General features: G+C 70.7%; 13 protein-coding genes. 2 read left to right on the top strand and 11 right to left on the bottom strand.

Annotation, left to right across the window (positions count from 1 at the left end):
* Nucleotides 1-148 precede the first annotated feature (148 nt).
* Nucleotides 149-1222, bottom strand: a complete 1074-nt coding sequence (locus EOD42_RS25195) for a TRAP transporter substrate-binding protein (RefSeq protein WP_127790372.1) — start codon at nucleotides 1220-1222, stop codon at nucleotides 149-151.
* 205 nt (nucleotides 1223-1427) lie between these two features.
* Between EOD42_RS25195 and EOD42_RS25190 the strand changes: the two genes are divergently transcribed.
* The gene (locus EOD42_RS25190) at nucleotides 1428-1880 is read left to right on the top strand and encodes a GatB/YqeY domain-containing protein (protein ID WP_206020465.1); all 453 of its coding nucleotides are present in this window, start codon (nucleotides 1428-1430) and stop codon (nucleotides 1878-1880) included.
* A gap of 155 nt (nucleotides 1881-2035) precedes the next feature.
* On the opposite strand, the gene EOD42_RS25185 is transcribed toward EOD42_RS25190, so the two are convergent.
* The 10 genes from EOD42_RS25185 to recG form a co-directional block, all read right to left on the bottom strand.
* Nucleotides 2036-2251, bottom strand: a complete 216-nt coding sequence (locus EOD42_RS25185) for a DUF3126 family protein (RefSeq protein ID WP_240655294.1) — start codon at nucleotides 2249-2251, stop codon at nucleotides 2036-2038.
* 42 nt (nucleotides 2252-2293) lie between these two features.
* The gene (locus EOD42_RS25180) at nucleotides 2294-2842 is read right to left on the bottom strand and encodes a helix-turn-helix domain-containing protein (RefSeq protein ID WP_164868119.1); all 549 of its coding nucleotides are present in this window, start codon (nucleotides 2840-2842) and stop codon (nucleotides 2294-2296) included.
* A 90-nt stretch (nucleotides 2843-2932) separates the two neighbouring features.
* Entirely contained in the window at nucleotides 2933-3931 is a 999-nt protein-coding gene (locus tag EOD42_RS25175; protein ID WP_164868118.1) for a Bug family tripartite tricarboxylate transporter substrate binding protein, read from the bottom strand.
* Nucleotides 3932-3997: 66 nt separating this feature from the next.
* Nucleotides 3998-4441 (bottom strand): NUDIX hydrolase, encoded by a 444-nt coding sequence (locus EOD42_RS25170; protein ID WP_127790367.1) that lies wholly within the window; start codon nucleotides 4439-4441, stop codon nucleotides 3998-4000.
* Entirely contained in the window at nucleotides 4438-5451 is a 1014-nt protein-coding gene (locus EOD42_RS25165; protein ID WP_240655293.1) for a DUF4340 domain-containing protein, read from the bottom strand. Before EOD42_RS25165 ends, EOD42_RS25170 begins: the two co-directional genes overlap by 4 nt.
* Entirely contained in the window at nucleotides 5448-7361 is a 1914-nt protein-coding gene (locus tag EOD42_RS25160) for a GldG family protein (protein WP_127790366.1), read from the bottom strand. Before EOD42_RS25160 ends, EOD42_RS25165 begins: the two co-directional genes overlap by 4 nt.
* 3 nt (nucleotides 7362-7364) lie before the next feature.
* Nucleotides 7365-8087: an ABC transporter permease subunit gene (locus EOD42_RS25155; RefSeq protein ID WP_127790365.1), complete on the bottom strand. Its 723-nt coding sequence runs from the start codon at nucleotides 8085-8087 to the stop codon at nucleotides 7365-7367.
* Nucleotides 8084-8809, bottom strand: coding sequence for an ABC transporter ATP-binding protein (locus EOD42_RS25150; protein ID WP_206020464.1), 726 nt, complete (start codon nucleotides 8807-8809; stop codon nucleotides 8084-8086). The genes EOD42_RS25155 and EOD42_RS25150 overlap by 4 nt, the downstream gene beginning before the upstream one ends.
* Before the next feature lie 102 nt (nucleotides 8810-8911).
* Complete coding sequence (locus EOD42_RS25145) at nucleotides 8912-9277, bottom strand: hypothetical protein (protein ID WP_127790364.1); 366 nt, start codon at nucleotides 9275-9277, stop codon at nucleotides 8912-8914.
* A gap of 97 nt (nucleotides 9278-9374) precedes the next feature.
* The gene (gene recG, locus EOD42_RS25140) at nucleotides 9375-11465 is read right to left on the bottom strand and encodes an ATP-dependent DNA helicase RecG (protein WP_276318170.1); all 2091 of its coding nucleotides are present in this window, start codon (nucleotides 11463-11465) and stop codon (nucleotides 9375-9377) included.
* Nucleotides 11466-11486: 21 nt separating this feature from the next.
* Here recG and EOD42_RS25135 point away from each other — a divergent pair, with 21 nt between their 5' ends.
* The gene (locus EOD42_RS25135; RefSeq protein ID WP_127790362.1) at nucleotides 11487-11771 is read left to right on the top strand and encodes an FAD assembly factor SdhE; all 285 of its coding nucleotides are present in this window, start codon (nucleotides 11487-11489) and stop codon (nucleotides 11769-11771) included.
* Nucleotides 11772-11781 lie beyond the last annotated feature (10 nt).

Below are 11781 nucleotides of genomic sequence, written 5' to 3'. Positions count from 1 at the left end.
GAGGAGAAGCCCAGGAAGTTGCGGGCCAGGATGTCGAAGGTGATGAACAGGGCGGCGGCGACGTAGCTCCATCCCGCCAGATACCCCATCAGGGCCGAGAGGCCCGCTGCGCCACGACGCAGCAGGCCGGCGCCCTTGAGCAGCGAACTCACCCGCCGAACCGCACGCCGGAAATCGGCGCGATGATCTGGTTGTACACCTCGCCGCAGCGCGCGCCGCAGCGGCGAACCCAGCCAGGGAGGACGTTCTGCTCGAAGATCTGGCGCGTCAGGGCGCGGTCGGCGGGGGTGGCCGGCACTTCCGTCATCGGGCGCGGGGCCAGCTGATGGATGCGGCAGGCGCTGGCATTGCCGATGTTGCAGTCGATGCCGTCACGGGTGGCAGCCGCACCCAGGGCCCACAGCTCATCGGACATCTGCTTGAAGGTGGCTTCCATGAAGGCGCGCACCTGCGGGTCCAGGCGGTTCCACCAGGTCAGGTTCACCATATAGCCGGCGACGGCCCAGCTGATGGGCAGGTCGGAGATATGGCTGGAAACCTCGGGCCAGCGGGCGGCGGCGCCCGAGCCGGTGCCGGTGATGGCGCAATCGACCACGCCGCGTTCCAGGGACGAGTAGACCTCCGGGAAGCCGATCGAGGTCGGCTGGGCGCCGAGGGCGGTGAAGAAATCGACCAGCGAATTGCCGAAGGTGCGGATGCGGCGGCCGCGCAGGTCGGTCAGCTGCGTGAACGGGCTGCGGCAGAACATCACCTGCGCCGGGAAGGGATACATCACCACGATACGGGTGTTGAACCGCTCCAGGTCACGGTTGGCCACGGCCAGCATGCCCTCGGCGATGCGGCGCGCGTCCCCGATGTCGGGGGCCAGGCCCGCCAGGTCGATGCCGTCCAGGATGGGCACGTCGCCCGAGAGGGTGGACAGCGTGCCGGCCCCGATCTCGACCTGGCCGGAGCGGACCAGGCGCACGATCTCATTGCCGCCCAGGTTGCGCTCGGCGTGGGAGGCGACGGTGACGGCGATGCGCCCGCCCGACCGCTGGCCCACCAGGTCCCGCAGGATGGCCTGGTCGACGCGGATGAACTGCGGGTTGGTGGGCACGGGCTGCGTCACGGCCACGATGTTCACGCGCGGGCCGGCGGGCAGGCTGTCAGGAACCTGGGCCATCGCAGGTGCGGCCAGCGCGGTCGTGAGTGCCAGCACCTTCAGGGCGGACTTGATCATATGGGGGGCTCGCCTTCGTCTTCTTGCCGGTGGCGAGCATGGCACGGCACCCCGCGACGGCCAGAGCGATTCTCTCGGTGAAATGCCACAGTTCGTCACATGAGGTGCAAGCCGCGGGCATCGTGCCCATATCCCGCGCAAGCGCGGCTATTCTCCCGCATCGGGCGAAGTCCTATAGGCTGTGCCGATTCAAGGAGTAATGACGATGGAACTGCGTGCCCGCTTCACGGAGGAAATGAAGGCCAGCATGAAGGCCGGCGACAGCGCCCGGACCTCTGCGATCCGCATGATCATCGCGAAGTCGAAGGATGCCGACATCGCGGCCCGCCCTGGCCCGCCGCTGGACGACACGGCGCTGGTCGGCGTGCTGCGCGGCATGGTCAAGAGCCGGCGCGAGTCGGTGGAGATGTACCGCCAGGGCAACCGCCCGGAGCTGGCCGAGAAGGAAGAGGCCGAGATCGCCGTGATCGAGACCTTCCTGCCGCAGCAGATGGACGACGCCGCGATGAAGGCTGCCGTGGATGCCGCGGTGGCCGAGACCGGTGCCGCCAGCATCAAGGACATGGGCAAGGTGATGGGCGTGCTGAAGGCGAAATACGCCGCCGAGCTGGACATGGCCAAGGCCGGCCCGCTGGTGAAGGCGGCGCTGGGCGGCTGAAGGGGCGGGCCTCGGGCCGCAAAGCGGCCCGCGGCGCCCATCAGGCCCGTTGGCCGAGTGACATCGTGGTGCGCCGTAAGCCAAGGCGGCGGATGCCGCCGCCCGGCGCTTGAGGGCTAAAAAGCCCTGAAATGTCGGCCCGACGGGCCGGCATTTCAGGCGCCCGGCAGGTCCTCGCCCAGGATGGTGATGGTGACGTGATAGGCCAGGTCGCCATCCTCGTCGTCACGGTCGACCGTGCCGATCACTTCGTCATCCGCCAGCAGCTCCACGGGGCCGTTGCGGGTCTTGGGCGCACGGATCGTCAGCTTGTTGCTGCCGGTCAGGCGACGGAGTTCGGCCTGCACGGCCTGGATCTCTGCGGGCTTCATGGCCGGGGGCATAGCGGTAGAAGGCGGGTCGGGTAAAGGGGTTCAGCCCGCCTGACGCGACACGACCACCAGCGCGGAGGCCGCGGCCTCTCCCACACGCCGCAGCCGGGGCAGCAGATGGCCCGGAAACTGCGCGCAATCCCCGGCTTCCAGCACCACGCCACGATCGACGAAGCGCAGCTCGATCACCCCGGCCAGGGCCAGCACGAACTCCTCTCCGGCATGGGCGCGGGCATCGGGGCGCGGCTGCAGATCGACGCCAGGGTAGATGACGCAGGAATCGAGCCCGCCGCCGCGCGTGGGGAACAGCCTCTCCGCCCCGCCGCCCGCAACCCGCTGCCGGTCCTGGCGCCTGGTGACCTCGACCGCGCCGTCGGATGTCGTCTCCCCGAACAACTCGCCCATCGTCAGGGACAGGGCGGCCGAGAGGCGCTGGATGGCCAGCAGGGAAGGCGCCTTCAGCCCCCGCTCCACCCGCGACAGATAGCCCTTGCTCAGCGTGGTGGCGGCCGAGACCGCGTCGAGCGTCAGCCCCGCATTCAGACGGGAGGCGCGCAGCCGCGCGCCCAGATCGGCGGAGGGAAAGGTCATGGCGGTGCGTTGTATCCGTATAAATACAACGTAACAGCACACCGCCATTTGCCAAGCCACCGGGGCGGGCAGCCCCGGCGGCGCCGCCCCTCAATCCAGCCGCGCGCCCGAGATCTCGACCATGTTGCGCCAGAAGGGGCGCTCCTGCTCGATCAGCGCGGTCAGCGCCGCGGGCGTCGCGCTCGTGGCGGCGGCATAGCCCAGCGGCTGCAGCCGGGCCACGAAGGCCGCGTCCGAGCACACCTGCACGATCGCGTCGTGCAGCTTCTGGATCACCGGCGCCGGCACGCCTGAGGGCGCCATGATGGCGTTCCAGCTGACCAGGTTGTGGTTGCCCAGCCCCAAATCCGCGAAGCTTCCCATTCCCGGGATGTTCGGCAGGAACGGCACCGCATCCTTCGAGGACACCGCCAGCGCCTTGAAGCGCCCGGCCTCCACATGCGGCATCAGGGCGGGCATCACGTCGAACATCATGTCGATGTTGCCGGCTACCAGGTCATTGATGGCGGGGCCGCCGCCGCGATAGGGCACATGCAGGATCTTGGCGCTCGCCGCGCGGTTGATCGCCTCGATGTTGAGGTGCGAGGCGGTGCCGTTGCCGGAGGAGCCCATGCGCACCTGCTCGGGGTTCGCCCGGCTCCAGGCGATCAGCGAACGGAAGTCGTTCCAGTTGTTGCGCCGCGCCGTGTCGGCATTCACCACGCACAGCAGGGAGCCATCGACCACCTTGCTGATGGGCGACAGGTCCTTTTCCGGGTCGAAGGGCATGCGGTTGGTCATGAAGGGGTAGGCGGCCATGATGGTCACGCCCATCAGCCCGATCACGCTGCCGTCCTTGTCGCCCTTGGCCACGATGTCGGCGCCCAGCAGGCCGCCGGCGCCGCCGCGGTTTTCCACCACTACCGTCTGGCCCAGGGCCGGGGTCAGGCGTTCCGCCATCAGCCGGCCCAGCAGGTCCACCGCGCCGCCGGGCGGGAAGGGCACGATGAGGCGGATGTTGCGCCCGCCCGCGATGGGCTGGGCGGCGGCGCCGAGCGGCAGAAGGGCGGGGGCCGCCAGCAGGCTTCGTCGGGAGAGGTTGCGGTTCATTGTTCTTTGCCTCCTGTATGCGGAGGCGAGCATGGCGCGGCACGGGGGGCCGCGCCAGCCGGCAGGTCAGGCCAGAATGGCGCGCGCCTTGGCGATGATTGCCGTCACCTGCGGCGTCAGCCGGTAGGATGCCAGTTCATGCGGCAGCGCCCAGGCCACCTCGGCCACGTCATCGCCCGGCCGCGCCTCACCCGACAGCCAATGCCCGGCATAGTCGATGATGGTGTAGTGGTAGCGGACGGCGCCTTTCATATCGAGCGCGATGCCGTCGATGACATCCGCCAGCGTCAGGGCGCCGGCCTCGACGCCGGTTTCCTCCCGCAGCTCGCGCCGGGCGCAGTCGATCGCGGCCTCGCCCAGATCCTGCGCGCCGCCGGGCAGGGACCAGGAGCCCACGCGCGGCGGCTTGCCGCGCCGGCACAGCAGCACCGCATCCCCCTTGAACAGGACGCAGCCGATCCCGACCCAGGGGCGGGAGGGGTATTCGCGCCCCGTATCGTCGCCGCTCATCCGGCGCTCTCGCGCGTCAGGTCCTCCAGCGTCGGCACGAAGGATTTCTCCTTCCAGACGCCGACCTGATAGGCCCAGCCGGACCAGCGGCGGTTCAGCACCGTGGCCTCCACACCGCCTTCGGCCTGCAGGCGCACGAACAGGAACTGGTCCAGCTTGCTGGCCCAGACCGTCACGCGCAGCTCCTCGGTCAGGGAGAAGGTGCTCTCGCCCAGCGCCTCGCCACGGCTTTCGGCGGCGGGCACGGCGTCCATGAAGGTCAGGTATTCGAAGCCGCGCATCACCTCGTCCAGCGCGGCGCGGTTCTGGCTCGGCGGGTCTGCGGGGTCGGTGATGACCAGCGGCGCGCCGGGTTCCAGCCGCGCCACCGTCAGCGGGCGCTCGCCCACGCGGCGGATGGTGGCGCCCAGGATGCGCTCGGAGGGGAAGTTGGCCACCTCGCGGTCCATCCAGCTGGCGGGGTCGGCCTCCACCGGCACGCGGCCCTCGGCCAGCCAGGCCTGGGTCTCGCCGCCGCGCCGCACATAGACGCTTTCGGGCAGGCCGCCCTGCACGCGCACGCGGCGGCGGCCGATATACAGCTCCGCGATGGAACGCCCCTGGCCGTCCAGCACGCGCAGGAAGGCCGCGGTGCTGCCGTTGCTCGCCGGGTCATCCACGCCCAGGCGCGCCCAGCCGGCCAGATCCGTCGCGCGCGGCTCGATCAGCCGAAGCTCGGTCAGGCCGGTCAGCAGCTCCCGCAGCTTGGAATCGAGCGCCGGATAGTCGTTGCGCTCACCGATCACCCAGCGGTCTTCGCGGCGGACCAGGGTCAGCGCCGCCTCGTTGCGGCGGATCTCGACCTTGGCGGCCTGGGCCAGTCGCTCGGTCAGGCCCGGGAACATCAGCCCGCCCTGGGCGGTGGCGGGGGCGTCGTCCTCGCCCAGCAGCAGGGCGGCGGCGATGCCGGCGGCGCCGGCGGCGGCAGCGCCGGCGATCAGCACGCGGCGGTTCATGCCCGCCTTGCTCACGCGCGCGCCGCCGCGCGGCGGCGGGACCGCACCACGGCCAGCCCGACGGCGAAGATCGTGACCAGCAGCGGCACCGCGGCGATGTTCAGGATGCGCAGCCGCGTCTCCAGCCCGTCGATGTCGCGCCGCAGTTCCAGCTGCACGGTGCGCAGCTGACGGCGGGTGGCGGCGATTTCCTCACGCGCGCGGTCGATCTCGGCCCGCTGCTCGGGGGTGATCACCACCTGGTTGCGGTTGCGCTCGCCCGGCTGCGCGGCAGGGCCTTGGCGCAATTCGCGTAGGCGCTGTTCGGTTGCCGTCAGGCGCTCCTGCAAGCCGCGTTCCGTCTGGCGGTACTGGGCGTCGGCAACGCGGCGAATCGCCTCGACGCGCTCGAAGGGCCGCAGCGATTCGCCACGCGAGCGCAGGCCGATCAGGGCGTCGCTGCCGGTCAGCGTATCGGCCAGGTTCACGATGAAGCTGCCGTTGCCGGCGAAGGGCTGGGCCACCTGCTGGCCGAAGAAGTCCCGCACCTGCACCCAGAAGCGGTCGTCCAGCATGTCGGTGTCGTTGATCACCACCAGGTTGGCCGGGCCCTCGGTGCTGGCGCGGTGGGCGGGGAAGTTCTCGGGGCGCTCCTGGCCCTCCGCCAGGGCGGGCGGGGCGTCGAAGGCACTGTGCAGCACGCCGCGCACGCGGGCGGCCAGCACCCGGCGCTGACCGTCGGCGCGGAAATCAGCCAGGATGCGGGTCGGGTTGGGCTCGCGGCGGACCTTGTCGGTCTCGATGGTCGCGGATTGCGCGCTGCTGGTCAGCAGGGGCGTGAACTCGATGTTCGCCCCCTCGCGCCGGCGGACCTCGCCCGCGCTGCCCAGGCTGATCTGCTCCAGCTGGGCCGTGGCGGGTTCCTGGCGGTTCAGGCTGTCGCCGGACATGGCGAACCAGGCGAGGTAATCCACCGCCTGCACGCGGTCGTTGCCGGGGGCGCGCACGCGCCAGGCGCCGCGCTGGTCCAGCACCACATGGTCGGTCGGTGCCTCGATGCCCCAGGCATTCAGCAGCCGGGCGAGGGAGGAGGAGGTGTCCGTCTGCTGGCCCTGCGGGGTGCGGGCGGCCTGCATCTCGCTGTGCGGGTCCTGCAGCAGCAGCAGGCGGCCACCGCGCATCACGAACTGGTCGATGGCATAGAGCGTGGCGTCAGACAGCCCCTGCGGGTGCGCCAGCACCAGCAGCTGGATCTCGGGGTCGATCACCTGGGCATCGAGCGCCACGTCGCGCAGGCTCACCTGCTGGCGCAGCTGGGTCATCACGACCTGCGGCTGGGCCAGCTGCGGCTGGCGCATCATCATCGCGCGCGGGTCGCCGTTCAGCGGCAGCGGCGTCATCAGCCCCACCACCGGGCGGCGCGGGTTGGACAGCTCCCAGACGATGCGCGTCAGGTCCAGCTCCAGGAAGCGTTCCCGGTCGGGCTGGAAGAAGGCGATGCTGCGCTCGTCATCGGTCTGGTTGCTGGCCGAGAGGCCGAAGAACACCTGCTCGCCCGCCTGGTCCAGCGGCACGGCCTGCAGGCCGAGGGCGGTCGCGCGGTCCTCCGTCTCGGAGAACGGCTCGGGGTCCAGCACCTCCAGCCGCACCTTGCCGCCGCTGGCCGCGACGTATTCGCGCAGCATGTCCCGCACGCGCTCGGCATAGGCGCCGAACATCGGCACCTCCGCACCCAGGCGGCGGGAATAGAACAGCCGCAGGGTGATGGGGTCCTGCAGGCCGCCCAGCACGGAGCGCGTGCCGGGCGAGAGGGTGTAGAGATGCTGTTCCGTCAGGTCGACCCGGGCCGAGGACAGGAAGCGGTCCGACAGCATGTTGGCGCCGACGGCCAGCAGCAGCGCCGCCGCCACCCCACCGGCCGAGAGAAGAAGGCGTTTGTTGGCCATGTGTCAGTCCGCCTTCCGGTGCTCGAGCACCACCGTGTTCACCAGCAGCCAGAACAGGATGAAGCTGGCGAAGTAGATCAGGTCCCGCGCCGAGACGACGCCGCGGGTGAAGCCGTTGAAGCGGTCGTTCACCGACACCGCGCGGGCAACGTCCGCCAGGGCCGGGACATTGGCCGACAGGAACTCGGTAACGACCGGGGAGCCGGCGGCGGCGAACAGGAAGCAGGCCGAGACCGCCAGCACGAAGGCGATCACCTGGTTCTTGGTCAGTGCCGAGATCGCGGCGCCGATGGCCAGATAGGCGCCCGCCACGAACAGGCAGCCCACATAGCCCGCCAGGATCACCCCGTTATCCGGGCTGCCCAGCCAGTTCACCGTCAGCCACAGTGGAAAGGTCAGCGCCAGGGCGATGGCGCAGAAGGCCCAGGCGGCGACGAACTTGCCCACCACCGCCTGCCATTGCGTGACCGGCAGGGTCAGCAGCAGCTCGATGGTGCCCTGGCGGCGTTCCTCGGCCCACAGGCGCATGGTCAGCGCCGGCACCAGGAACAGGAACAGCCAGGGAATGAAGGAGAAGAACGGGTTCAGATCCGCCTGGCCGCGCCCGAAGAAATTGCCCAGCGTGAAGGTCAGCGCCCCCGAGAGCGCCAGGAAGATCACGATGAACACATAGGCGACGGGGGTGGCGAAATAGCCGGCCAGCTCGCGGCGCGCGATGGCGATCATGCCGCGTCTCCCATCGTGAGGGTCCGGAAAACGGTGTCGAGGTCAGGGCCCCGCGCCGCCAGCTCATCCGGCGCCTGGTCCACGATCAGCCGGCCGCGCGCGATGATGATGGCCCGCGTGCAGACCGCCTGCACCTCCTCCAGGATATGGGTGGAGATGATGATCGCCTTCTCGGGCGCCATCTGCTGGATCAGGCTGCGGACCTCATGCTTCTGGTTGGGGTCCAGGCCGTCGGTGGGCTCGTCCAGCACCAGCACGGGCGGGTTGTGCAGCAGCGCCTGGGCCAGCCCCACGCGGCGCTTGAAGCCCTTGGAGAGCGTCTCGATCGGCTGCAGCCGCACGCCTTCCAGCTGGGTGCGCTCCATGGCAGCGGCGATGCGCGCGTCCAGGTCCTTGCCCCGGAAGCCCCGCACCCGGCCGCAGAAGCCCAGGAAGGCGGAGACGGTCATTTCGGGATAGGTCGGCGCGCCTTCGGGCAGGTAGCCCAGCTGGCGGCGGGCGGCCACCGCGTCATCCGTCACGTCATGCCCGCCGATGCGGGCCGTGCCGGCGCTGGGGGTCATGAAGCCCGCCAGCATGCGCATGGTGGTGGATTTGCCGGCACCGTTGGGGCCCAGGAAGCCCACCACCTCGCCCTTGTCGACGGAGAAGCTGACGCCGTCCACCGCAGTGAAGGCGCCGAAACGCTTCGTCAGCCCCTCGATCTCGATCAGTGCCGCCAAGTACCGCACCCTCCGGCCAGGTGATACAGGCCGTCGGGTTTAAACCCAGGGGGGCGCAATGCAAGCCGGGCAGCGCCCGGGTCGCCCCCTGGTTGCACGGCGTTACTTGGTGGGCAGGCCGCCGCCGCCGCCCGTGCCGGTGCCGCCGCGGAAGGCATCGCGCAGGCGGTTCACCTCGTTCTGCACGTCCTCGAACCGGTTGCCGCCGCCCACGATGATGGCGACGTTGTTCTGCGGCAGGCAGTAGATGGTGAAGATGCGCCCGCCATCCAGCTCACCCCAGGCGGCGGAGGTGGTGGGGTTCAGCGGCCGGATTCCGGCCTGGCCGATGGCCGCCGCCGCGCGGGCCATGCACACGCCCAGCGTGGTGCCGGGCTGCAGGGCCTCATTGTTCATGGAAATGCCGGTGGCCGCGGCCTGCCCGGCGATCCCTGCGGCCAGCGCCGCCCCAAGCACGATATGGCGCATCCTTGTCGTCCTCTATCTCTCTGAACCCAGCAACTAACGCGAGATTAATCCGACTGTTGCGTCCGCTGCATCACCAAAACCAAGGGTCGCCGGAACTTCATCCCGCGCCCAGCGTCGCCATGGCCGCATCCTTGCCGAACAGGCCGAGCAGCAGCCGGGCCGCCGCGCCGCGCGGGCCCGACAGGCCAGGGTCGCGTTCCAGCAGCAGGGCGGCGTCCTGATGGGCCATGGCCACCAGCCTGTCCTGGGCGCGCCCGTCCTCCAGCGCCAGCCGGGCCATGGCGTGGCCGGATTGGCGGGTGCCCAGGGCCTCGCCCGCGCCGCGCAGGCGGAAATCCTCATCGGCGATCAGGAAGCCGTCCTCCGACTCGCGCAGGATGCTCAGGCGGTCCCGTGCGACGCGGCCGGCCGATTCGTCGTACAGCAGCATGCAGAAGCTGCGGGCGGCGCCCCGCCCCACCCGCCCGCGCAGCTGGTGCAGCTGCGCCAGGCCGAAGCGTTCCGCGTGCTCGATGACCATGATGGTCGCCTCGGGCACGTCCACCCCCACCTCGATGACGGTGGTGGCCACCAGCAGCTGCGCCTCCCCGCGCGCGAAACGGGCCAGCGCTTCCTCCCGCAGCTTCACGTCCATCTGGCCGTGGGCCATCACCACGGTGGGGCCGAACATCTCCTTCAGCTCGGCGAAGCGGGTCTCGGCGGCCGCCACATCCAGGGTCTCGCTTTCGGCCACATGGGGGCAGACCCAGTAGATGCGCGCGCCCTTGGCCATGGCCCGCCCGCAGGCGGCGATCACTTCCTCCAGCTGCGACAGGCCATGGACGGTGGTGGTGATGGGCTGGCGGCCGGCGGGCTTCTGGCGGATGCGGCTGACGCTCATCTCCCCCCAATGGGTCAGCAGCAGGGTGCGCGGGATGGGGGTGGCGGTCATGACCAGCAGATCGGCCTTCGCGCCCTTTTCCGTCAGGGTCAGGCGCTGCTCCACGCCGAAGCGGTGCTGTTCGTCCACGACCGCCAGGGCGAGGTCGCGGAACTCCACCGCATCCTGGAACAGGGCATGGGTGCCGACGACGATCTGGATGGAGCCGTCGGCCAGCCCCCGCAGCACGCGGCGCCGCTCGGCGCCGGTGACGGAGCCGGCCAGCAGCGCCACCGCCACCCCCGCCGCGTTGCACAGCCGCCACAGGGTGCGCAGGTGCTGGCGGGCCAGCAGCTCGGTCGGCACCATCAGCGCGGCCTGGGCCCCCGATTCCACCGCCCGCAGCATGGCCAGCAGCGCCACCAGCGTCTTGCCCGCGCCCACATCGCCCTGCAGCAGCCGGCGCATGCGGTGGGGCGAGGCAAGATCCGCGTCGATCTCGGCCAGGGCCTCCGCCTGGGATGGCGTGAGCGGATGCCCGAAAGCCGCCAGTGCCGCATCGCGCAGCCGCCCGTCGCCCAGGATGGCGCGGCCGGGCTCATCGCGCTGGCGGCGGCGGACCAGGGCGAGCGCCAGCTGGTCGGCCAGCTGCTCGTCATAGGCCAGGCGCGCGCGGGCCTCGGGCGCCACATCGGCATGGGCCGCGCGCAGGGCGGCGGGCAGGGGGGGCCATTTCTCCCGCGTCAGCAGGGGGGCGTCGTGCCATTCGGGCAGTTCGGGCACCGTCTCCAGGGCGGCCGCGACGTATTTGCCCATCTGCGCCCGGTTCAGCCCGGCCGTCAGGGGCCAGACCGGCTCGCGCTCCGGCAGGGCCGTGGCCTCGGTCGCGACATCGGGGCTGATGGCGGAGAAATCCGCGCCCTCGGGCCGGATGCGGCCGCTGATCCAGCGGGGCTCACCCACCGGCAGGCGCTGCTCCAGCCAACCCAGCTGCCCGTTCATGAAGCGCAGGGTCAGCCGCTGTCCGCCGGATTCGCCCCGCACCTCCACATAGCGCGCGCCCTGGCGGGACCGCGCGGCCCGGTGGCGCTCTGCGGTGAAGGGCAGCACGGCGTCGCGGTCGGGCGGGGCGTCGGCGGGCGACTCGGCCCGCACACGGCTGGCGAAACGTTCGGGCAGGTGCAGCAGCAGGTCCCAGATGCGGTCGCCGCCGGTCGCTTCCTTCAGCAGCCCGGCGCCCTTGGGGCCTACGCCGCGCAGGCTCATCAGCGGCGCATGCAGCGCCTGCCTGATATTCCTCGCTTCCGGGCTACTGACAGGATGTTCCACGCGCCCTTATATGCCACTGCCATGACGGACCCGACACTCTCCCCCCGGCGCCGGCGCCTGCTGTTCCGTGCGCATCACCGCGGCACCAAGGAAGCCGATCTGATGATCGGCGGCTTCGTCGCGCGCCATATCGCCGGATTCTCCGATGCCGAGCTGGATGAGCTGGAAGCCGTGCTGGAACACCAGGACGTGGACCTGACCGACTGGCTGACCGGCCGCCAGCCGGTGCCCAGTGCCCATGCCACTCCCATGCTGGACCGGCTGCTGGCCGAATGCGGCCTGCCCGGCGCGGGCAAGCCCCAATGAGCCACCTCGC

Source organism: Rhodovarius crocodyli (assembly GCF_004005855.1).
Classification (GTDB): Bacteria; Pseudomonadota; Alphaproteobacteria; order Acetobacterales; family Acetobacteraceae; genus Rhodovarius; species Rhodovarius crocodyli.
The sequence above is the reverse complement of the archived record's forward strand: the minus strand, read 5'-3'. Positions and strand labels throughout refer to the sequence as shown.